Genomic DNA, 21,936 nt, shown 5'->3' with positions numbered 1-21,936 from the left:
CTGGCTATCGGCTCGTATCCCACGCGCCGGTGATCCGCTGCGCCCGTTCCAACAGCGCTTCCCTCAAGGCGTTGGCGCTTTCCGACACCGTGGAGCGGAGCATGGCCACGCCGATCTGCCGGGCCAGCTTCGGGCCGTCCACCGGCCGGATGGCCAGGTCCGTCTCATGACCGGTGAGAACCAGACGGGGGATCAGCGCCACCGCGATCCCGGCTGCTACGAACCCCTTGAGTAGCTCGTAGTCGTCGGTGCGCATCACCCGGACCGGTTCGAATCCCTCTTGCGCGCAGGCCCAGCTGAGGACCCGGTCGCAGGGGTCCCAGTCGTTCGTCCCCATGATCCAGCCCTCATCGCGCAAGGGGCCCAGAGGGACCGAGTCCAGCCGGGCCAGCGGATGGTCGGCGGGCAGTCCGAGCAGCAGAGGGTCGTCCAGCAGCGGGTGCAGCACGAACTCCTCTCCCAGGTCCAAAGGCTCACCCGGCTGGGAGTAGACCAGGGCCACCTGCAGGCTGCCGGCTCGCAGCGCCTCCACCACGGTCGGCAACTCACCTTCCAATAGGGAGACCTTGACCCCCCTTTGGGTCAATTGCCGGACCGCTGGCGGGAGCAGCAGCGCGCCCGCGGTGGGGAAGGTGCCCACGCGTAGCGCCGCCGCGCCCTGGTCAACCAAGGCACGGACTTCCTGCTCGGCCAGCCCCACCTGGCCCAACACGGCTTCGGCGTGCGGCAGTAGCAGCCGTCCCACATCGGTGAGGACGACGCCGCGCGGACCGCGGTGCACCAGGGGCGCTCCGAAGTGCGACTCCATGGTCGCCAAGTGATGGGCGATGGTCGGCTGACTGTAGTGCAGCGCCCGCGCGGCCCCCGCCAGCGAACCCTCCCGGGCGATGGCACGGAGCACCTGGAAGTGGCGGAATTCAAACACGCGACCACCATACCCTCTATGGACATAGTCGGATAATTCAAGTATTCCTTGTATGCTGCTCGCTGTCGCAGCTGCCGCCAGACTTTGCGGACCCCGTAGACGCCATGGTTGTCGGCGTGCACGCGGCTGATCTGTGCTTTCAGTTCCGCGTCCCGCATCGCCCGGGCGCTGGGTGCCCGCTTCTTGGCGGCGTAGTAGGTGCTCGTTGCGATCTTCAGTGCGTGGCCGGAAAGCACACGGCAGATCGGCTCGACGCCGAACACCTTCTTGAACTCGTCGATGAACGCTACGAGCGCTTTGACGGCCGGTCGAACTCGGCCGCGAAGAAAGCCGAAGCCGCCTTCAAGATCTCGTTGGCCCGCCGCAGTTCGGCGTTCTCGGCCCGCACTGCACGCCCACGCTGTAGGCCGTGGTGTCGCCGTCCAACGATATCTGCCGGACGGCCGCGTCCTGCAGGTCGGTGATCTGGGCGAGCGTGAACAGCGGGCTCTTCGCGGTGGTGGGGGCGGGCCAGTAGGTCGGGACCTCGCCGTACTCCGAGGTCCATCCCGGCGGCTTCTGCAGGTCGTTGATGTCGCCGGTGTAGTCCGACGGGAAGATGATCACGGGTCGACGGTGGGGTCGTCGAATGCCGCAAGCGCGCAGTTGTAGTCGGCAAGGGCCTGGACCTGCTGCCACTGGAGTTTCGTCGCGGCATCTTGGAAACCTGCCTGCGGCCCGGCGGCCGGAGACAGCACCTTTCCCGCGGTCCGCTCCTCCGGAGTGCACTCGCCAGGTGGCGAGTAGTCAAGGGAGTACGCCTCGATCACCAGCTTGCCCGCGTACTGGGTGGCCAGTGGATCGGTGACCGACGGCGGGGCGTTGGTCTGCGCCACCACACAGAAGACGTCCAACTGGTAGGTGGTCATATCGCCATCGGGTTGTACCTGTGCGGTGACCGCGTCCTGGATGCCGTTGATCTGGGCGAGGGTGAGCAGCGGGCTCTTCGCGGTGGTGGGGGCGGGCCAGTCGGTGCTGCTCAGCTCTGATCCTTCGGGGGTTCACGTGACTTTGAGCGGGGAGCCGTCATAGGCCCGGCGCTAGGACTTGGCGTCGTGTTCGTCGTGGTGGAGGACGAAGTCGTCGATGCGCGAGGCCAGTTCGTCGCGGGAGATGAACTGCCCGTGGCGCAGCAGTCTCCTGGTCAGGGTCGAGAAGGACAGTTCGACCTGGTTGAGCCAGGAGGCGTGTTTCGGGGTGTGGTGAATGACGAAGTGGGATCTGGCGGCCAGCCAGGCCTTGGTCTTCATTCGAGGTATGGGACGAGCCGTTGAATGCGCAGCGGGCCGCTGGTGCCGGCCGGCTGCAGGGGCAGGGTGAGGATGTGGCGGCAGTCCACGGACCGGCCGTGGGAATCCCTGCCGGGCATGGGTGTGTCCTGGCGACCGCTGCTTCCGTGATGGTTCTCGCGTGGGTGGGCGTGGGTGTGGTGTTCGGTGTAACTACTCAATGCGTTACTTCACTTCTGGGTGCGGTGTTTGCCGGGGGCGTCGGGTGTGGGTGGGGGCGTTTACGGTGCTGGGTATGAATGGTGATGTGGGTGCGGGTGGTGCGGGTGGTGCGGGTGGTGCGGGTGGTGCGGGTGGTGCGGGTGGTGCTGGTGGTGCGGGTGGTGCGGGTGGTGCGGGTGGTGCATACTCGACCGGGACTGGAGGCGCAAGGGCTGCCCGCCGCAGAATCCAGCCATCCTCTACGACGCATTTGGAGCCAGTCGCAGACGGCCGGTCTGGGTCACGCCTACGACGGTGGGGCGAAAGGGGTCCCATCCGGCCTGGTGAAGCACACCAGGCTAGAGGGCCCTCACCTGTTTCAATATCCCTCAGTCGAGAAGAACTGCATCACCCGTCCGCAGCCTCCCGGGACTGCAATCTCAGGCGTCCGGGTCCTGGCCCGCGGCCACTGCCCCGATTCGATCGACCTGCAGCGTGGCGTAGACCGGCAGGTCATGCGGGGCGTGGAGGTGTGTATCCTCATCGGCTTCGTCCGTGTGATCGAATTATTCATGGGCTGCGGCTTGCTGCCTTTTCGCCGAGGCCGACCCGGCTGCAGAGGTGTGGGTCGGCCACATCGCGCTTCGTGTGCTGGATGGCGAGACTGCTCAGGTCACCGACGTGCTCCTGTCTCTTGTGTCTAGGGGTGGGGCAGTTGTTCTGTCGTATGTCAGGCGGTTTGGGGGACGGTGTGGGGCTGGAAGAAGGTGCCGTCGCGGAGTGTCGCGAAGAGCATGTGGGCACGGCGGGGGGTGAGACACATCAGGGCCTGCTGGTGCCGTCTCCTGTCGGCGTCGTTCCGCTCGTAGCAGGCTCTGGATGCCAGATCGGACAGCGAGGGAAACGCGGCGAAGAGGAAGGCCCGTTGGAGGTGTTTGTTGCCTCGGCGGGAGGGGCTCTCGCCGGGGATCGAGGGCCCGGATGTGCGGGTGGCGGTGGCCGGGCCCGGGTGGGGGGCGAGATGGCCTGCGGCGGGGGAGGTGGTTCCGTTGCCGGCGTGGAGGAGTGTCCTGGCTCCGGTCGTGACGCCTGTCGCCGGCATGGACGTCGGGAGTTCGGAAAGTGGATGGACCCCCGGCAACTCCTCGATGGGGGAGGCGGGTTTTGCGTACTGGTCGAGCAGGGCGGCGAGGTTCTTTGCGAGTTTGGGGGCGATCGTTGCGGCCGGGTCGGTGCCCGGGACCACGACGGTCTGCTGGTCGAGGGTGGTGAAAAGGGCCTCGATCAGGGGCTCGGCGGTCCTGGGCGCCTTCGGCCTCAGCGATGTGATCAGGCGGCGTCGGCCGGTCACCGATGTCCGGGGTCCGTGACCGTCGCAGGGGAACGGTGGACGGTACGGCCGGCGTTCTGCGAGCCGGCCGTATGACCGCGCGGGAAGGGGGTCTGCGCTTCCAGGTGCTGGGGTCGGTCGCGGTGCGTTGCGGGGATTTACCTGTCCGTCTGCCCGGCACGGTGGCGCGCCGTGTGCTCACCGTGCTGATGCTGTCCCCCGGTGAAGTGCTCAGCACTGGCCGCCTCGCCGAGGCGGTCTGGGGTTCGTGCTGCCCGGCGACCGCCTCGAACCAGGTGCGCAAGGCGGTCGCCCAACTCCGCCAGTCGATACCGGGCGCGGGTGCGCATCTGCTCACCGACGGCCCGAACTACCGGCTGAACGTCGGTGCGGCCGAGTCCGACCTGGTGGAGTTCAACCAACGCCGCCTGCGGGTCCGCAGGCTCGCGGAGGGTGGAGCAGGCGAGGCCCAGCTCATCCAGGAACTGCAGAGGGCCCTGTCTCTCTTCCGCGGTCAGGTCGCGGCCGACATCGTCGACGGCCACGAGCTGGAGAACGGCCTGATTCGCGCGGCCGCACGGGTGGTGGAGGAGCGGCGGCTCGCGGTCCAGAAGGAACTGATCTCGCTGCGGCTGCGTTCGTCGCCACCGGCGCTGGTGATAGAGGACCTTCGGGACCTCGTGGCGCAGCACCCGCTCGCGGAGGACCTGCGTGCACAGCTCGTGCTCGCGCTGTCGCTCTCGGGTCGGCGGGCCGACGCGCTCGCGGAGTACGCCGAGATACGCACCCTGCTCCGCGACGAACTGGGCATCGATCCCGATCACTCGCTGGCCCAGGCGCACGAAGCGGTGCTGTGCGGTGACGCGCTCGCCTACCTGCGGGCCCAAGCCCCGCCCCGCGATGTCGAACAGGCCATCGCCACCGAGCTTGACGCGGGTAGACTGCACGTGGCACCACGGGTCCGGACGGCACGTGTCCGGGCCACCTGCACCCTGCCCCCGGGGCTGACCGACTTCGTCGGCCGCCGGGAGGAGGTGGACACCCTCCTGCGGACCGCCAGGGCGGGCTCCCGGGGCCCGGGGCCGCTGCTGATCTGCGTCGACGGCATGGGCGGCATCGGCAAGACGGCTCTGGCCCTGCACGCGGCCCACCGGCTGGCCCAGGACTGCCCGGACGGCCAGTTCTACGTCGACCTGCACGGGTTCAGTCCGGGCGAGCGGCCCCGCGAACCCGCTGAGGTGCTTCAGGTGCTGATGGGCTCACTGGGGATCGAGGCGCAGCGTATCCCGGCGGACCTGGACAGCCAGGTGGCCATGTGGCGCGCCCGGCTGGCCGATTCCAAGGTGCTGCTGCTGCTCGACAACGCCGCGAGCGAGGCGCAGATCGCGCCGCTGCTGCCGCCGGGCAATGGTTCCCTCACCCTGATCACCAGCCGCCGTCGCCTCTACGGCCTCGACGGCACCGAGCCCTGCCCGGTCTCCCGGATGAGCGCGGGCGACTCCCGAGAACTCATCGAGCGGCTGCTCGGGGGCGAACTGGAGTCCGAGGCGACAAAACGGCTCGTCGCGTACTGCGGGGGACTCCCACTGGCACTGCGCATGGCCGCCGCCAAACTGCGCAGCCGCCCCACCTGGACGCTGTCCCATCTGGTGGAGCGCCTGGGCGACATGCGCCGCCGTGCCGCCGAACTCCAGGCGGGCGACCGGAGCGTCCGGTCGGTGCTCCAGCTCTCCTTCGACGCGCTGACCGAGGCGCAGCGCCACGCCCTGTGCGTGCTGGCCCTGGTGCCGGACGCGAGCCTGGACGTGTACGAGGCGGCCGCCCTGCTCGGCACCGGTCCGGCCGAGGCCGAGCTGCTGCTGGAGGGCCTGCTCGACGTGAACCTCCTCGAACAGCCCCACATCGGCCGCTACGCCCTGCACGGGCTCGTGGCCGGTGTCACGACGGGCACGGAGGGGTGCGTGCAGTTCCTGCGCGGCGGCGGGCGGCGCTCCGCGCTCCGTCGGCTGCTCGCCCACCACCTGGCCCTCACCTCCCGAAGCTGCCTCCTGCTCGGCCGGCCGGACGACGGGTCCGGTGTGGGACCCGACGCCGTCCCCCACCTCCCCGAGATCAACGGCCGCAAGGAGGCGATGGAGATCTGCGAGCGGGCGCTGCCCGCGATGGTGGAGATGCTGTGCGCTTGCGGGCACGAGGAGTTCTTCGGCCCGGCCGCGCAACTCGCGCGCAACCTGCGGTTCGTCCTGTCGCCGGAAGGCGGCAGCGTCTGCGAGGAGGAGGAGAGGGGCGGGGAGTACGACGGCGGGGCTACCGGTTCCCGGGAGGCCGTGACGTACCGCATGGCGCTGCTCGGTCTGGCAGCCGCCTGCCGGGGCATCGGCCTGCCGGAGCAGAGCACGACGCTGCTCGCCACGGCGATGAGCTCGGCTGGGGCCCGGGGCGTCCGCTTTGGGGAGCGGGTGCCGTAGCCGGGTGTGTCCGGTTCGCGCGGGTGCGGTGTGAGTCTGCCGGGCCTGCGGGGGCGTTCCTGCGGGGCTGGGGCCCGGGGCGTCCGCTTTGGGGAGCGGGTGCCGTAGCCGGGTGTGTCCGGTCCGCGCGGGTGCGGTGTGATGTCGGCCGGGCCCGCGCGGGCGATCCTGCGGGGCCGGGGCCCGCGCGGGCATGGTGGGGCCAGAGCAGCGGCGGTGCGGTCAGAGGTGGCAGGCACGAAAGCGGCCGGGCCAGGGCGTCGACGCACCCCGCGGCCGCCAGGCGGGCGGGAGTCAGGGTGCGGATGCCACCCGCGGCCGCTCGGCGGGCTCGAACCTCACCGGAATGCTGCGGTAGGCCCGGAAGGTGACGCTGGGTCGCCGCTCCACGACGCCCGCCGCGGTCGGCGTGGCCGGTGCGTGCGCCAGCCACCGCACCACGGCGCGCCCCTCCACCTGGGCCAGTGCCGCGCCCAGGCAGTGGTGCACACCGCCGCCGAAACTCACGTGCGGATTGGGGTCGCGGGTGATGTCGAGCCGGCCGGGGTCGGCGAACCGGGCCGGGTCATGGTTGGCGGACCCCAGCAGCAGTACCAGGATGCGGCCCGCGCGCACGGTGCGGCCGTCGATCTCCACTGCCTCCTTCACATAGCGCGCGGTGGCCTGGATCGGCGCGTCGTAACGCAGGAACTCCTCGACGGCCGGGACCGCCAGCTCCGGCCGGTCCCGTAACAGGGCCAACTGCTGCGGGTGTTGCAGCAGCGCGGAGAAGATCGTGGAGATCAGGTTGGTGGTGGTCTCGAAGCCCGCGAAGAACAGAAATACCACGTTGTCGACCAGCGTCTCCCGGTCGAAGCCGGGATGCGTGCGCCGGGCGGCCAGCAGATTGCTGATCAGGTCGTCGGCGGGGCGCTTCGCCCGCTCGTCGACCAGCGCCGAGACGTAGTCGCGCAGCCAGGTCACCGCGTCGTGCGCCGCCGCCCGCTCCTCCACGGGCACGTACAGGGCGAACGCCTTGGCCAGCTCCACCGCGTGCGGCCGCACCGCGTCGCGGTCCACGTCCGGAATGCCGATCAGCTCGCAGACCACGGTGACCGGCAACGGGAAGGCCAAGTCGCCGACCACGTCCAGCATCCCGCCCCGGCCCGCCCGGTCCTGGGCCTCGGCCATCAGCCGGTCCACCTGGGCGGCGACGTAGTCCTCCAGCCTGCGCATCAGCCCCGGGCTGAACGAACGCTGCATGATGCCCCTCAAGAAGGTGTGCGCGGGCGCGTCCTGGTCGAGCACGATCCGCTTCAGGAACTCGTTCGCGGGCCCCGCCCCGGTGGAGAACTCGTGGTACTCCGGCGGGTACTCGTGCCCGAGCCGACGGTCCTTGAGTAGTCGGCTGACGTCCTGGTGGTGCGAGACCACCCACTGGCCGGCCGCGCCGCGGGCCAGGCGGCCGGCCGCGCGGAGAGCGGCGTACACACGGTAGGGGTCCGCGACCACGGCGGGATCGCGGGAGTCGAACTTGACGGGCAGCTCTCGCATGCGGCCGGCACCTCCTGTTGCGTGCGCATGGTGTCCGGTGAGGAGCCTGACAGCCCGGCAGCCGGGGCGGGAGAACCTGTCGCCAGTCCTTCACCGCCGTCCGGCGCCCCGCACCGGGCTCGCAGACTGGGCGGGCCAGGCAACCACCGGACCCGAGCCGCGCACCCCAGGGTGCCGGGAGGTGACGCAGCGTTGAACACCGTGCTGAACATGCCACGCTTCCTGCTGGACGACGCGCGCGCCATGCGCGACCCCTACCCGGTCTACCGCCGCCTGCGCGCGTACGGCCCGGTCTGCCGGGGCGGCCCGGGACAGTGGGTCTTCCCGCGGCACGAGGAGGTCTCCGCGCTGCTCCGCGACCGACGGCTCGGCCGGGAGTTCCCCGAGGAGTACCAGGCGCTGTCGGTGGGCGAGGGGCCGGCCAACGACTACCTGCGGCGCATCGTCGTCGACCGCGACCCGCCCGGCCACACCCGGCTGCGCCGGCTGCTCGTCAAGTCGCTCAGTCCGGCGATGGTGCGCGGGCTCCGCGAGCCCATCGCCCGGCTGGTCGACGGCATGCTGGACCGGTTCGCCGACGAGCGCCGCTTCGACCTCGTCGCCGACCTGGCCGTCCCCGTACCGATGACGGTGATGAGCGAGCTGCTGGGCGTCCCCCACCCCGACCGGGCCGACATCGCCCGCCTCTCCACCTCGCTCGCCCAGGCCTTCGCGGTGTTCATCCCGCCGGAGCAGCAACGCGAGGCGCACCGGGCCGTGGTCGAGCTGCGCGACTACATGGCCCAGCTGGTCCGCGAGCGCAGACGACGCCCCGGCGAGGACCTGCTGTCGCGGATGCTCGCCGCGGTCAAGGACGGCGAGGAGCCGCTGACCGACGAGGAGATCATCGACAACGCGCTGTTCGTCTACTACGCGGGCTTCGAGACGACCACCAACGCCATCGCCACCGGCGGCGACCTCTTCGTGCGGCAGCCGCACACTCAGCGGCAGTTGCGCAAGGACCCGGGCATCGTCGCCAGCGCGCTGGAGGAGTTCATGCGCTACGACGCGCCCATCCACGCCACTACCCGGATGGCCCTGGAGTCGATCGAGATCGCAGGACTGACGGTCCGCAAAGGACGCGTCGTGGTGCTGCTGCTCGCCTCCGCCAACCACGACGAGCGGGTCTTCCGCGACCCGGACCGGGCCGACCTGACCAGGTCGCCCAACCCGCACCTGAGTTTCGGCGGGGGAGTGCATCACTGCCTCGGCGCGGCGCTGGCCAGGGTGGAGGGGGCGGTGGTCTTCGAGCGGCTGGTTGCCCGGTTCGCGGACATCGAGTCGGCGGGCGAGGGCGAGTGGGAGCCCAGCGCCGGCGGCTTCCGCTTCCCCTACTGGGCACACCGCAGCGTGCCGGTGGCGGTGCGGCCCGCCTGAGCCTGGCGCGGCAGGGAGCCCGCCGGTGCGGTGATCGCAGTCACCACGAGGCCCGCACCGGCGGCCCACCGTCCGCGCAGGGCCGGGAAGCCGGTGGCGACCGGGTCGAAGACGGCGTCCGCTCGGCGGGCCCGGCGCACCCCACCCGAGACCGGCCGCACCGCGAACGTGCCCTGACCACGGCCGTGTTCGAGGACGACCTCGGCGTCGTCGAAGCCCAGCCAGCATCCTGTCGCGGGATACCAGACCTTGTAGTACGCCTCCTTGGCGCTGAAGAGAACCCGGCACCACGGCACGTCGGGCCACACCGCGCCCAGCTCGGCGAGGTGGGCCCGCTCGGCCGCCGAGGTCACCTGCGCCAGCACCCGGGAGGGCAGCGGCGCGCACGGCTCGGCGTCGATGCCCATACCGTCGGCGTCCCGCAACCGCGCCACCGCTGCCGCCCGGTAACCCCGGCAGTGCGTCAGGGAGCCGACCATCCCGGCCGGCCACTGGGGCGCCCCGTCGGTGCCGCGCACGAGTGCGGCGGGCGGGACGCCCAGTTCGGCCAGGCAGGCGCGCGCCACCCGCCGGACGGTGGCGTACTCCGCGCGGCGCGCGGGCAGCACGTCGGCCACCTGCCGCTGTTCCGCCTCGAAGAGCGCGGGGCCGGTCAGCTCCCAGGTGCTCTCCAGGGCCGCCGCATACGCGGGCAGCAGCGTCCGGATCACACCGGAGACGGCAGTCGTACGGGCGGTGCCGCAGGCTCCCGTCGTACGGGCCGTAGCGGAGTGCGCCGCCTCACCGGCCGCGCCGGAGAATGCCGTCCCACGGGTCAACCGGATGCCGCCGTCGCCCGCAGCGCCACCTTGTCGATCTTGCCGACCGGGGTTCGCGGCAGCACCGGCAGCTCGCGCACCTCGTCGGGCAGCTTGAACGCGGCCAGCCCCTTGCCCGCGAGGTACCGCTTGATCTCCACCAGCGAAGGCGCCTGCCCGGGCCCCCCGCCCGGGACCACGAACGCGAGGACGGCCTCGCCGAGTTCGGCGTCCGGCCGGGCCACCACCGCGGCGTCGTCGATGGCCTCGTGGCCGCGCAGGTGCCCCTCGATCTCGTCGGCCGACACCTTCTCGCCGCCCCGGTTGATCACGTCCTTGGCACGGCCGACGACCACCAGGTTGCCCTCAGGGGTGAGCCTGGCCAGGTCGCCGGTGCGGAAGAAGCCGTCGGGGGTGAACGACGTGCGGTTCGCCTCCGGCGCGTTCCAGTAGCCGTTGATCGTGTACGGGCCGCGGGTGACCAGCTCGCCCACAGCGCCCGTCGGAACCTCGCGCAACTCCTCGTCGACGAGGCGTAGTTCGTCGAACTCGGACAGGGGGCGGCCCTCGGTTTTGTGCACCACTTCTTCCGGGTCGTCCAGGCGTGTGTACGTGAGCAGGCCCTCGCCGATGCCGAACCAGTTCGTGATGCGGCAGCCGAGCGCGGACTGCGTGCGCCCGGCGGCCTGCTCGTCGAACTTGGAGCTGCCCACCTGGAGGAGAACCCCCTTCATGTCCACCGGCCGCTTCGCGGCGACCTTGGACCACAGCGCCGCGAGGGCGGGCACCACGGTGGTATGGGTGACGCCCTCCCCCTCGATCAGCGGGAACACCTCGTCGGGGGAGGGGCTCGCGGCCAGTACCGCCTTGCCGCCCACCAGCAGCGCGCCGAGCACTCCCGGGCATCCCAGGGCGGCGTTGTGCGCCGCCGGGTTCGCCGCCAGGTACACGCTCTGCGCGCCGAACTCCAGAGCCTGTGCGCAGGCGGCGATGTTGAAGAGGTAGTCGTCGTGCGTCCGGGGTATCAGCTTGGGCCTGCCGGTGCTACCGCCGCTGAGCAGCAGGAACGCCACACCTGAGGGATCGACCTCGGGCAGCGGCCCGCCGTCGGCGCCCTGGGCGCGGACCCGGGACAACGCAGTGAGGTCCTCGCTGTCGCCCGCCACGATCACCGTACGGACGCCGGGGAGGGACGCGGCATGCCGGGCGAGGGTGCGGTAGTCGAAGCCCTGGAAACGGCCGGCGGTCACGTAGCCGACCGCCCCGGAAGCCTCGATCAGGTGCCGTACCTCGCTCTCCCGGTGTCCCGGCAGCGCGAACACCGGGATGATGCCGGCCCGGAACAGTCCCACCGTGACGGTGAGGAACTCGATGACGTTCGGCAGCTGGACCATGACCCGGTCCCCGGGGTTCACGCCCCGGGCCAGCAGACCGCGCGCGATGTCGTCGGCCTCGGCGCGCACCTCGCCGTGCGTGATGCGGCGCTTGCGGTCCACGGCCGCGGTTCGGCCGGGGAAGGCCCGTGCCGTCTTTGTCAGCGCGTCCCCCAGCGGCACCCCCCGCCAGATCCCGGCGGCCCGGTAGCGGGCGGCGTCCTCGTCGCTCCACGGCGTGAACTCATCCATGACAGCCAGTGTTCCGTCCCCGCCGGGCCGCGCCGGCCGGGACGAACAGAGCCGTGAAAGAGACGAAGGGCGCCCTGGCGATCGCTCCTATCGTCACCAGCGTCGCCGACGAGATCCCGGCCCCCGGGACGCCCCGCCTAGGAGTGATGGATGAGTCGCCCCCGTACGCTGAGCTGGCTCGACGCACCTCGCGACGACAGCGGTGTGGAGATGTTCGACGAGGCCTGCCACACCTACCGGCCCTACACCGAACTCGCCGATGCGGCGCTGCGGATCGCGGGCGGGCTGATCGCGCAGGGCGTGCCCCGCGGGGCGGTCGTGCCGCTGCTGTGCTCGACCGGACCCGACCTCGTCGCCGCCTTCTACGGGGTGCAGGCCGCCGGATGCGTGGTGAGCGTGCTGGCGCCCCCCACCCGGTTGTCGGGCGAGGCCGCCCGCGCCCACGTCCGCGCCGTCGTCGCCGCGGTGGACGCCGGCACCGTGGTGGTCGACGCCGCCCACCACGACTACGCCGTGGACGTCCTCGCCGAGAGCGGGCCGGGGACCCGCGTCCTGCTCCTGGAGGAGCTCGTCGCGGGCGATCCCGGCCGACGGGACCCCGCCGAACAGGCCCTCGTCCAGTTCACCTCGGGCAGCTCGGGCCGCCCCCGCGGAGTGCGGATCAGCCACGCCGCACTCGACGCCAACACCGCCGCGATCCGCGCCTGGGAGCGTGCGGGGCGCGACGACTCCTGGTGCTCCTGGCTGCCGATGCACCACGACATGGGGCTCATCGGCTGCCTGGTGGTGCCCGTCTGTGGCAACAACCGGCTGGCGGTGTGCAGGCCCGAGACCTTCCTGCGCCATCCGCTGTCGTACGTCACCCGTTTCGACGCCAACCGGGTCGAGCAGCCCGCCACGATCACCGCTACCCCGGCGTTCGGCCTGCAGCGCATCGTGGACAAGGTCGGCCACGCCGACCTGGAGGGCGCCAACCTCTCCCGCACCCGGGCGGTGATCGTCGGGGCTGAACGCATCGACCCCGCACTGGTGACCCGCTTCACGGAGCTGATGCGCCCGCACGGCCTGTCCCCGCACACCCTCACCCCCGCCTACGGGCTGGCCGAGAGCACCCTCGCCGTCACCGGAGTGCCCGTCGAGGAGGTTCCGCGCGCCGTCCTCGTGCACCGGGACGACCTGCGGGTCGGAGCGAAGGTGACCCTCGCGGCCGGGCTCGCGGACCGGGCGACGGTCCAGGTGATGAGCTGCGGCCGCGCACTGGACGGCCTGACGGTACGGGTCGTCGGAGAGGACGGACAGCCGCTGCCCGAGGGCCACGTCGGCGAACTGGCCATCTCCGGCTCCTCGTTGGCCGACGGCTACCTCGCGGACGGCTCCGCCGAGGGCACCGCCTTCGTGGACGGGCGGCTTCTCACCCGCGACGTCGCCTTCCAACTGGCGGATGAGTTCTACGTGCTGGGCAGGCTCGGCGACAGCGTCAAGGTCCACGCCCGCTCGCTGTTCGCCGAGGACGTCGAGCTGATGCTCGGCAGGGCCGGACTCAACCTGAGCAGGGTCTGCGTCGTGCTCGGCGAGGCGGACGGCCGCCCGCACGCCGTGGCCGTGCTGGAGGGGCTCGACACCCGGGCCGCCGAGGTGGCAGAGGACGTGCTCGCCGCAGCCTGCCCTGGCACCCGCCGGCACGTGGCCCGGGTGCCCCGCGGCGCGATCCCCCGTACCAGCAGCGGCAAGAGCCGCCGCCGTCAGCTGTGGCAGCGCCTCAGCCAGGAGCACTTCCTCGACGCGGTGCCCGCCGCGACCGACCGCCCCGCCTGACCGGCCCTGCACACCACCGCCCGACCGGCCCCAGAACAGGAGACCACATGTCCTACTCCAGTGAAGAGGTGCGCGAGACCGTGCTCGCGATAATCGAGCAACTCGCCCCCGAGCGGGAGCGGTTCGAGGCGGGCAAGGACATGCGTCTGGTCGAGGACCTGGGGTTCCACTCCCTGGCTCTGCTGGAGATGGCGTTCGCGATCGAGGACGACTTCGATCTGCCGCCGATCGACGAGCAGACCGGACGTGCCATCCAGACCACCGAACAGGTGCTCAGCTACGTCCTGAGCCAGGTCGAGGTCCGGACGCCGTCGTGATCGCCACCACCGACCCGAGCACGACGACGTCATGAAGGAATGAAGGAGCCACGATGACCGAGGCGATCTTCCTCTCGGACCTCACCAAGCGATTCGGCGAGCAGACCGCACTCGACCGGGTGTCGCTGCGGATACCGGCCGGAACCGTGGTGGGCCTGCTCGGCCCCAACGGAGCGGGCAAGACCACCCTCATCAACTGCCTGACCACGCTGCTGCAGCCCGACGGCGGCACCATCCGCGTCCTGGGCCACGACCCCGGGACCGACCCGTCCCTGGTGCGCGCCAACATCGCCGTCACCGGGCAGTTCGCCGCCCTCGACGAACAGATCAGCCCGCGCGAGAACCTGGTGTTCTTCGGCCGGCTCCTCGGCCTCGGCAGGGGCGAGGCCCAGCAGCGGGCGGGGGAGATGCTGGAGCGGTTCGAGCTGGGCGAAGCGGCGTACACCCCCGTCGGATACCTCTCCGGCGGCATGCGCCGCCGCCTCGACCTCGCGGTGAGCCTGGTGGTCCCGCGGCCGGTGCTGGTGCTGGACGAACCGACCACCGGCCTCGACCCGCGCAGCCGCAAACTCCTGTGGGACATGGTCAGGGCCGAGGCCGCACGAGGGGTCGCCGTCCTGCTCACCACGCAGTACCTGGAGGAGGCCGACCAGCTCGCCGACCGCATCGTCGTCATCGACAAGGGCCGGGTCCTCGCGGACGGCTCCTCGGACGAGCTCAAGCTCGACGTGGGCGGCCTCATGTGCCGCCTCACCCTGACCGGCGCCGCCGACACCGCAGCGGCCCGTCAGGCACTCGGCGACCTCCCCGGCGTGACGGCCGAGGGCGACACGGTCGCCGTGCCCATGGCGCGCCCCGAGGACGTCGGCGCGGTGCTCGGCCGGCTGGGCGGCACGGGACTGCGGATCGCCGACATCGAGGTGACCAAGCCGACGCTCGACGAGGTCTTCTTCGCACTCACCGAGCCGATGCAGACGGAGGCCACCCGATGAGCACCACGCCCGGCGTCGCGGCGGCGCCCGCCGCCCCGGCGCCCCCGGGCCGCCCGGCCGGCTGGCAGCACGACTTCCAGGTGCTCTTCGACCGGTTGCGCGTGCGCTCGTTCTCCCGGGGCGCCCTGGTGGCCACCGTGGTGCACCCGCTGCTCTTCTTCGCCATCTTCTACTGCACCTTCGCCGCAATGCTGGACGAGCGGGGCATCGAGTTCGGCCGCTTCGTCACTCCGACCGTCCTGGTCCAGGCCCTGATGTTCGTGGCCATCGCAAGCGCCACCGACCTGGCCGCCGACCGCTCCAGCGGCGTCTTCTCCCGCCTGCTGACCAGCCCGGTCGACATGCGCGCGATGAGCCTGGCGCATCTGGCCGTGGTGGCGCTGCAAGGTCTCCTGTCCAGCGTCGCCATCGTGCTCGCCGGGCATCTGGCGGGCTTCCGCCTCGACCACGGAGCGCTCGCCGCACTGGGCTTCGTGGTGTTCGCCGTGGCGTTCACCGTGGCCCTGTCGCTGGCCACGGCCACCATCGCGCTGCGCCTGCGCAACCTGGAGGCGCTCAGCGCGGTGCTCCACATGCCGTACCTGCCGCTGCTGGTGCTCTCCACCGGCTTCGTCGAGGCGGACCTCTTCCCCGGCTGGCTCCAGCCGGTCGTCACAGCCTCCCCGGTGTCCGCAGTGATCGACGCGCTGCGCGCCCTGTCGACCACCGAACTCACCTGGGGCGCGACGCTGCCCGGCCTCACCTGGGTGGTGGGTCTCCTCGTCCTCTTCTCCTGGACCACGACCGTCGCCTTCAGGAAGGTGGCCATCCGATGACCGTGCAGTCGCCGGGGACGGCAGCACCGTCGGTGCCGCCGTCCTCCTCGCCCGACCCGGCCACTTTGGCCGGAGCCTGCGTCGTCATCGCCGGACGGGTGCTCCGCCAGTTCCTCCGGAACCGGATGATGATCATCGTCACCATCGCCTTTCCGCTGCTTCAGCTCTTCATGCTGCTGGCCGCCTTCAACGTGCTGGTGCGCGACACCCAGGACGTCGACTACGTGGGGCGGCTCGCCCCGCTGATCGTGCTCACCACGGCGTTCTCCTCGGTCCTCACCACGGCGATCGCCCTGTGGAGCGACATCCGCAGCGGGGTGTTCGACCGGCTGCGGGCGATGCCGCTGGACATGCGGGCGTACGTGCTCGGGCGGATCGGCGGCGACTTCGTACGGATCATGGGGGTGGCCGTCCTGGTCACGCTCGTCGCCCACACGGTCGGCTTCCGGTTCTCCCGGGGGCCGCTGGCGGTACTCGGCTTCTTCGGGATCGTGGCGCTGTTCGGGATGATGTGCAGCGCGCTGGCCGTCGCCGTCGCCCTCGTCGCCCAGCACCCCGGCATCATCGTCCGCTACGTGCAGATGCCCACGCTCGTCCTGACGCTGATGTCCAGCGGCTACGTACCGCTGGAGGCGTTCCCGGGCTGGATCCGACCGGTGGTGAGCGTCAACCCCGTCTCGCTGGCGGCCGACGCACTGGCCGGACTCTCCCACCAGGGCGCGCTGACCGCACCGGTGCTCGGGACCGCCGCCTGGACCGTGGGCGTCACGGCGGTGTGCACGGCCGTCGCCACGCGCCGCTTCGCGATGCTCGTGAAGCGCGGCTGATCGTGGCGGACATCGTCGTACTGGGCGGGGGAGTGGCCGGTCTCGGGCTCGCGGCCTTCGCCGCCCGCCGCGGACACCGGGTGACACTCGTCGAACGGGACGGCCCGCCCCCCGAGGGCGGGGCCCACACCGAGGTGGCCGACTGGGAGCGGCCCGGCGTGCCGCACGCCCGCCAAGGGCACGCCCTGCTGGGGCTGGGCATCGGGGTGCTGCGCGAGGAGTGCCCCGAAGTGCTGGCGGAGCTGACCGGCCGCGGTGCGGTCGCCGTGCCCCTGGAGACGGGCGGCGACGACCTCGGCCTGCTCAGCCGCCGGCTGGTCTTCGAGGCCGCGCTGCGCCGCCGTGCCGCCGCCGACCCCTCGGTCACGCTGCTGCACGACAGGGTCACCGGCCTACTGAGCGCCGGGACGCCGCACGGTGGTCCCCATGTGCACGGGGTTCGCCTCGCGGGGGGCGGCGACCTGGCCGCCGACGTGGTGCTGGACGCCACCGGCCGCAGGTCCTCGGTGGCCGCCTGGCTCACCGCGATCGGTGGCGCCCCGCCCCGGGAGACGGTCCAGTCGTGCGGGTTCTCCTACATCGCCCAGGAGTTCGCGCTGGACGCGGGCGGCCGGTTCCCGTCCTTGCGGGCCCCGGTGGTGCACGAACTCGACTTCGCCACCGTGCTGGCCTTCCCCGGCGACAACGGCCGCTTCCACCTGTCGACCACCGTCTCCTCCCACGACCCCGTACGGACCCGGCTGCTGGAACGCCCGGTCTACCTGCGGTTCCTGGCCAGCGTGGCTCCGGTGCGCGACTGGCTCGACGGGGCGACGCCGGTCGGCGACCCGATGCCGATGGCCGGTCTGGAGAACCGCCGCCGGTCACTGGTCGCGGACGGAGCCCCGCTGGTCACCGGTTACGCGCTGGTGGGCGACGCCTGCCTGCAGACCAACCCCACCTTCGGACGCGGCGTGGCCCTCGCCCTGGCGCACGCCAGGACCGTCGCCGACCAGCTCGGCCGCCTCGACCAGGACCCCCCGGACTGGGCCGTGGAGACTCACGACGCCACCGAACAGTGCCTGGGGCTGTGGTTCGAGCAGCAGGTCGCCACCGACGCCGCCCGGCTCGCCGAACTCGCGGGCGCAGCGCACGACGACTCGCTGACCGCCCGCGTCCTCACCGCCCTCGCCGTCCTGCGCGAGGAGGACGCGCACGTGCGCGTCGCCGCCGAGCGCGTCTACCACATGCTGCTCACCCCGGCCGAGCTGATGCGGGACCGCAAGGTGGCCCGCCGGGTGCTCGCGTTCCTGCGCGAGCACCCCGATCTCCGGCGCGACCACGTCGGACCCGACCGTCAGGACTTCGAGCGCTTGGTCACCGGCTGAGCGCCCACAGAAGGGAACACCATGAAAGTCACCCTGTCCACGGACGTCACGCTGAGCTACGACATCTACGGCCCCGAGGACGGTCCCGTGGTCGTGCTCGTGCCCGGACAGCACCAGGCATCCCTGTTCGAGACCATGCAGGTGCCGCAGCTGACGAAGGCCGGATACCGCGTCGTCACCTTCGACCTGCGCGGTGTGCACCCCTCGGAGGAGACCCCTCCGCCCTACACGGTGGAACTGCTCGGGCAGGACCTGGCCGCACTCAACGAGGCGCTGGAGCTGGGCCCTTGCACCTACATCGGCTACTCGGTGGGCGCGATGATCCTGCTGGAACTGGCGATGAAGCGCCCCGAGCTGATCGAGCGTGCCGCGCTCATCGGGGTCCCGTGGAAGCCTGGCAAGCTGCAGCAGGCCATCCAGGCCGAGGCGGTGGACCGGCTCAAGAACGGGCACAAGGTGCCGGCCCTGCTGGAGGGAACCTTCCGGGCGATGTACCTGTTCGGGCCGCGGGCGCTCAACCGCGACCAGTTCATCGCGGCCTACCTGGACGGGCTGGCGGGCCTCGCGGAGTCGGGCGGCCACGGCGCCATCGGGCACGCCGAGGCGAGCACCGCCTTCCGGCCCAGCGACGAGGAAGTGGCCGCGGTGCGGGTGCCGTTGCTCGTCGTGGGCATGGAGCACGACATCGTCGCGCCCCGGCACCTGTCGCGGGAGCTGGCGGACCTGATCCCCACCGCCGAGTACACCGAGATACGCAATTGCGGGCACGCCTGCCTGCTGGAGAAGCCCACCGAGGTCAACGCGCTGGTCGCCGACTACCTGCGCTCGGGCAAGGTCGGCACCCCGCGCAGCTCGCGCCGGCTCTCCGAGGACCGTACGGAAGAGAGCCGTACGGAAGAGAGCTGACGCCTGTACGGAAGAGAGCCGGCGCCCGTACGGAAGAGAGCTGACGCCTGTACGGAAGAGAGCCGGCGCCCGTACGGAAGAGAGCTGACGCCTGTACGGAAGAGAGCTGACGCCTGTACGGAAGAGAGCCGGCGCCCGTACGGAAGAGAGCTGACGCCCGTACGGAAGAGAGCTGACACCCCCCGCAACGCGACGGCTCCCTGCCTCCGAGAGAGGCCGGGAGCCGTTGCCGTACCGCCTTACGGTCGGGCCGTGAGCCGGTACAGCCGGTGGAACGGGTGCCCCACGTGGATCACCCGGGTGTCCAGGCCCGCCTCGGCGGCGTACCCGCGCACGGTGTCCGGCCGCATCACCGTGCCCGTGGCCGCGCTCGGCGTCCGGCTCATCCCGACCGGCAGACAGTGCAGCACGCTGACCGCGTAGTGGAAGCGCTCGCTGTCCGGCGCCGCCGGGGTGAACCGCTCGCCGACGGACGGCTCCATCAGCAGCACCGCACCCCCGGGCGCCATCAGCCGACGGCAGGCCCGGAGCACGTCCACCGGCGCCGACATGTCGTGCAGGGCGTCGAACACGCACACCAGGGTGTGTCCCGCCGACCCGGCTCCCCCGGCCTCACCGGCGTCCCCGGCGCGGAAGCGGACCCGGTCGCTCAGCCCCTCCGCGGGATCGGCGGCAGCGAGGTTCGCCTCGGCGTCCCTGATCGACGCCTCGTCCAGGTCGAGCCCGTGCACCTCGGCGTCGGGGAACATCCGGGCCAGCGCCAGCGTGGAGAGGCCGGAACCGCACGCCACGTCGGCGATGCTGCTCCCCGGCACCCGCAGCCGGGCGTCGATGTCGGGCAGGTGGCGGCTGATCCAGCCGGGAAGGTGGTGCTCGAACACACCGCGGTTCAGGCCCGCCTGCCCCCCGCGCAGGGCCTCGCCGTAGGCCGCGTACGGAAGGCCCCGGCGACTGCGGTAGGCGTCCACCAGCTGCGGCAGCACGGCCGCCATGCCGCCGATGGGCATCACGACCAGCGGGGCGATCCAGTTCGGGCCGTCGGCGTCGAGCAGCGCTTCCGCGTGGGCGGGCGGCAGCGTGAAACGCCGGGTCTCCGGCTGCGCGTCGGGTGCGTCGACGGTCAGCACACCGGCACAGGTCTGCTGTTCCAGCCACTCCCGTACCATCCGGGTGTCGAGGTCGCTCTCCTTCGCCACCTGTGCGGCCGTGGCGGGGCCGGTGCGGCGCAGGGCTTCGTACAGACCCAGTTCCAGGCCCAGGTAGCAGGTCATCAGTTCGGCCGAGGCGAGCCCGGCGCCGAAGAGCCGCAGGGAGAACGCCTGCGTGGAGTCCGCCGCGGGCGTGGCCGGCTTCCCCCGCCGGGCGGGCGGCGCGCCGAGTCCGGGACGGGCGGGGGAGGGGTTGCGGAAGGCGGGAGCCATGGCGGTCAGAGGTGGGCGAGGACGTTGACGACGGTGCCGTCGTGGTCGCGGTAGAAGAAGCGCCGTACGCCCCACTCCTCGTCCTCGGGTCCGTAAAGGATCTCCAGGCCGGCGGCGCGGGCCCCTGCGAGAGCCGCGTCCAGGTCCTCCACCTCGATGGAGGCCGCCGGGTTCACCGGCCCGGTGGGGTCCTTGGTGATCAGGCTGACCTGCACGGAGTGGTCGGCCGGCGGAGCGAGGGTGACGATCCAGCCGTGATTCATGATCACTTCCATTCCGGTGACCCGGACGTAGGCTTCCACTGCGGAATCGAGATCGCTCACCGTGAGCAGCGGCATCGCGCGGAGTGCAGACATGGGCGCCAGCGTAACCAGCGCTCCCCGCGGCCTCGGGGGCCTTTCCGCCCTCTTTCACCCCCGCGTCGCGGACCCTTCGGCGGCCGTACGTTCTCCTCGCATCGGCCTCCTTGAGCGCGAGGGCGCGCCGGCCGAACTCGCCAACCCCGAAGGAGGACTGACGTGGGACTCGTCACCGCGACCGGTACGGCCATCCCGGAATCCAGGCTGGCGGAGCTGGGTGAGGCGATCAGGGGCCGCACCATCACCGCGCAGGACGCCGACTACGACGAGCGCAAGCAGATCTGGAACGGCTACTTCCAGAAGAACCCCGGGGCGATCGTCCAGGTGGACGGCGCATCCGACGTCGTGAAGGTCGTCAACTTCGCGCGTGAGAACGACATCGAGTTGGCCGTCAAGGGCGGCGGCCACTGCTTCGCCGGCACCGGCACCGTCGAGGGCGGACTGCTGCTCGACACCTCCCGGCTGCGCGGCATCCGGGTCGAACCGGCCAAGCGCCGTCTGGTCGTCCAGCCCGGCCTGGAGCAGGGCGACGTCGACGCCGAGACCACCAGCTTCGGGCTCGCCGTCACCGGCTCCCAGGAGTCGTACATCGGCATCGGCGGCCTCACCCTGGGCGGCGGCCTCGGCTGGCTCGCCCGCTACCGGGGTCTGCTCGTGGACAACCTGGTCTCCGCCGACATCGTGCTCGCCAGCGGCGAGCTGGTGACCACCACCGCGCAGGACCGCCCCGACCTGTTCTGGGCGATCCGGGGCGGCGGCGGCAACTTCGGCGTGGCCACCCGCTTCGAGTTCGACCTGCACCCGCAGGGCGACTGCATGGCGGGGCTGCTCGCCTTCCCCATCGACCAGACGGTGGACGTGGCCCGGCGGCTCGACGAGTTCAACCGGACCGCCCCCGACGAGCTGACCACCTCCTTCGCCTTCCTCACCGCCCCGGGCGGCGCACCGGCGATCGGCCTGGGCTTCGTGCACGCGGCCCCCGACGACTCCACCGAGGACCTGATCGGCCGGATGCGCGGCCTCGGCACCGGCGCGCTCCTCGACCACTGCGGCCTGATGCCGTACGTGGCTGTGCAGCGGATGCTCGACGAGAACACCGTCGCCGGTCACCGGTACTACCCGCGCTCGTTCCTGCTGCCCGAACTGCGCGACGAGCCGCTGCAGATCCTCGCCGACGGGTTCGTCAACGCTCCGTCCGAACGGAGCCTGGTCGGCGGCGGCCTGATGGGCGGTGTCATGTCGAACGTACCGGCGTCCGAGACCCCCTTCCTGCACCGCGAGGGCTACCTGACCAGCATCCTCACCTCCTGGACCGACCCGGCCAAGGACGAGGAGGCCGTCGAGTGGACCGAGAAGGTGTACGCCGAACTCCTGCCGTACACCACCGGCGCGGTCTACGCCAACCACCTGGGCGCGGACTCCGCCGAGCGCATCGAGGACGCCTACGGCTCCAACTACGAGCGGCTGACCCGGATCAAGGCCGTCTACGACCCCGAGAACTTCTTCCACACGAACAACAACATCACGCCGGCGAGCTGAGCACGGGTGGGCCCG

General features: G+C 71.5%; 21 protein-coding genes and 1 pseudogene. 10 read left to right on the top strand and 12 right to left on the bottom strand.

Annotation, left to right across the window (positions count from 1 at the left end; all coding sequences use genetic code 11):
- Positions 1-4 precede the first annotated feature (4 nt).
- The 7 genes and pseudogenes from ACZ562_RS35045 to ACZ562_RS35015 form a co-directional block, all read right to left on the bottom strand.
- Positions 5-925 carry a LysR family transcriptional regulator gene (locus tag ACZ562_RS35045; RefSeq protein WP_471187917.1) on the bottom strand — a complete coding sequence of 307 codons (921 nt, stop codon included), beginning with the start codon at positions 923-925 and terminating at the stop codon, positions 5-7.
- Positions 926-996: 71 nt separating this feature from the next.
- A pseudogene (locus ACZ562_RS35040) lies at positions 997-1,083 on the bottom strand (IS3 family transposase); the annotation flags it as partial.
- A 184-nt stretch (positions 1,084-1,267) separates the two neighbouring features.
- Entirely contained in the window at positions 1,268-1,531 is a 264-nt protein-coding gene (locus tag ACZ562_RS35035) for a hypothetical protein (RefSeq protein WP_471187914.1), read from the bottom strand.
- A complete protein-coding gene (locus tag ACZ562_RS35030; protein ID WP_471187912.1) occupies positions 1,528-1,833 on the bottom strand; it encodes a hypothetical protein in 306 nt (101 codons plus the stop codon). The genes ACZ562_RS35035 and ACZ562_RS35030 overlap by 4 nt, the downstream gene beginning before the upstream one ends.
- Positions 1,834-2,004: 171 nt before the next feature.
- Positions 2,005-2,214: a hypothetical protein gene (locus ACZ562_RS35025; RefSeq protein ID WP_471187909.1), complete on the bottom strand. Its 210-nt coding sequence runs from the start codon at positions 2,212-2,214 to the stop codon at positions 2,005-2,007.
- On the bottom strand, positions 2,211-2,333 hold the full coding sequence (locus tag ACZ562_RS35020; RefSeq protein ID WP_471187907.1) for a hypothetical protein: 123 nt from the start codon (positions 2,331-2,333) through the stop codon (positions 2,211-2,213). The genes ACZ562_RS35025 and ACZ562_RS35020 overlap by 4 nt, the downstream gene beginning before the upstream one ends.
- A 791-nt stretch (positions 2,334-3,124) precedes the next feature.
- Complete coding sequence (locus ACZ562_RS35015) at positions 3,125-3,745, bottom strand: transposase (RefSeq protein ID WP_471187904.1); 621 nt, start codon at positions 3,743-3,745, stop codon at positions 3,125-3,127.
- A 71-nt stretch (positions 3,746-3,816) separates the two neighbouring features.
- On the opposite strand from ACZ562_RS35015, the gene ACZ562_RS35010 reads away from it, so the two are divergent.
- On the top strand, positions 3,817-6,192 hold the full coding sequence (locus ACZ562_RS35010; RefSeq protein WP_471187901.1) for an AfsR/SARP family transcriptional regulator: 2,376 nt from the start codon (positions 3,817-3,819) through the stop codon (positions 6,190-6,192).
- Between the two features lie 294 nt (positions 6,193-6,486).
- Here the strand turns inward: ACZ562_RS35010 and ACZ562_RS35005 are convergent, their stop codons facing one another.
- Entirely contained in the window at positions 6,487-7,725 is a 1,239-nt protein-coding gene (locus tag ACZ562_RS35005) for a cytochrome P450 (protein WP_471187898.1), read from the bottom strand.
- 210 nt (positions 7,726-7,935) lie between these two features.
- Here ACZ562_RS35005 and ACZ562_RS35000 point away from each other — a divergent pair, with 210 nt between their 5' ends.
- Positions 7,936-9,141 (top strand): cytochrome P450, encoded by a 1,206-nt coding sequence (locus ACZ562_RS35000; protein WP_471187895.1) that lies wholly within the window; start codon positions 7,936-7,938, stop codon positions 9,139-9,141.
- Here the strand turns inward: ACZ562_RS35000 and ACZ562_RS34995 are convergent.
- Positions 9,096-9,959, bottom strand: a complete 864-nt coding sequence (locus ACZ562_RS34995; protein ID WP_471187892.1) for a 4'-phosphopantetheinyl transferase family protein — start codon at positions 9,957-9,959, stop codon at positions 9,096-9,098. The two genes, ACZ562_RS35000 and ACZ562_RS34995, sit on opposite strands and share 46 nt — an antisense overlap.
- Positions 9,956-11,563, bottom strand: a complete 1,608-nt coding sequence (locus tag ACZ562_RS34990; RefSeq protein ID WP_471187889.1) for a (2,3-dihydroxybenzoyl)adenylate synthase — start codon at positions 11,561-11,563, stop codon at positions 9,956-9,958. Before ACZ562_RS34990 ends, ACZ562_RS34995 begins: the two co-directional genes overlap by 4 nt.
- Before the next feature lie 150 nt (positions 11,564-11,713).
- Here ACZ562_RS34990 and ACZ562_RS34985 point away from each other — a divergent pair, with 150 nt between their 5' ends.
- Genes ACZ562_RS34985 through ACZ562_RS34955 form a run of 7 tightly spaced genes read left to right on the top strand, consistent with a single transcriptional unit; the run spans position 11,714 to position 18,602 of the window.
- Positions 11,714-13,378, top strand: a complete 1,665-nt coding sequence (locus ACZ562_RS34985; RefSeq protein WP_471187887.1) for an AMP-binding protein — start codon at positions 11,714-11,716, stop codon at positions 13,376-13,378.
- A 47-nt stretch (positions 13,379-13,425) separates the two neighbouring features.
- Positions 13,426-13,695 carry an acyl carrier protein gene (locus tag ACZ562_RS34980; RefSeq protein WP_471187882.1) on the top strand — a complete coding sequence of 90 codons (270 nt, stop codon included), beginning with the start codon at positions 13,426-13,428 and terminating at the stop codon, positions 13,693-13,695.
- A 53-nt stretch (positions 13,696-13,748) separates the two neighbouring features.
- Entirely contained in the window at positions 13,749-14,687 is a 939-nt protein-coding gene (locus tag ACZ562_RS34975) for an ATP-binding cassette domain-containing protein (protein WP_471187879.1), read from the top strand.
- The gene (locus tag ACZ562_RS34970; RefSeq protein ID WP_471187876.1) at positions 14,684-15,502 is read left to right on the top strand and encodes an ABC transporter permease; all 819 of its coding nucleotides are present in this window, start codon (positions 14,684-14,686) and stop codon (positions 15,500-15,502) included. Before ACZ562_RS34975 ends, ACZ562_RS34970 begins: the two co-directional genes overlap by 4 nt.
- A complete protein-coding gene (locus tag ACZ562_RS34965) occupies positions 15,499-16,329 on the top strand; it encodes an ABC transporter permease (protein WP_471187874.1) in 831 nt (276 codons plus the stop codon). Before ACZ562_RS34970 ends, ACZ562_RS34965 begins: the two co-directional genes overlap by 4 nt.
- Positions 16,330-16,331: 2 nt before the next feature.
- Complete coding sequence (locus tag ACZ562_RS34960) at positions 16,332-17,696, top strand: NAD(P)/FAD-dependent oxidoreductase (RefSeq protein WP_471187871.1); 1,365 nt, start codon at positions 16,332-16,334, stop codon at positions 17,694-17,696.
- 21 nt (positions 17,697-17,717) lie between these two features.
- Entirely contained in the window at positions 17,718-18,602 is an 885-nt protein-coding gene (locus ACZ562_RS34955) for an alpha/beta fold hydrolase (RefSeq protein WP_471187870.1), read from the top strand.
- Positions 18,603-18,841: 239 nt separating this feature from the next.
- On the opposite strand, the gene ACZ562_RS34950 is transcribed toward ACZ562_RS34955, so the two are convergent.
- Both ACZ562_RS34950 and ACZ562_RS34945 read right to left on the bottom strand, forming a co-directional pair.
- Entirely contained in the window at positions 18,842-20,023 is a 1,182-nt protein-coding gene (locus ACZ562_RS34950) for a class I SAM-dependent methyltransferase (RefSeq protein ID WP_471187867.1), read from the bottom strand.
- 5 nt (positions 20,024-20,028) lie between these two features.
- On the bottom strand, positions 20,029-20,379 hold the full coding sequence (locus ACZ562_RS34945) for a VOC family protein (RefSeq protein ID WP_471187864.1): 351 nt from the start codon (positions 20,377-20,379) through the stop codon (positions 20,029-20,031).
- Positions 20,380-20,541: 162 nt separating this feature from the next.
- Between ACZ562_RS34945 and ACZ562_RS34940 the strand changes: the two genes are divergently transcribed.
- Complete coding sequence (locus ACZ562_RS34940; RefSeq protein ID WP_471187862.1) at positions 20,542-21,921, top strand: FAD-binding oxidoreductase; 1,380 nt, start codon at positions 20,542-20,544, stop codon at positions 21,919-21,921.
- The last annotated feature ends 15 nt before the right edge of the window (positions 21,922-21,936 follow it).

It is taken from the genome of Streptomyces sp. NPDC040410 (assembly GCF_055595715.1).
This window is presented reverse-complemented; position numbering and strand designations above follow the sequence as displayed.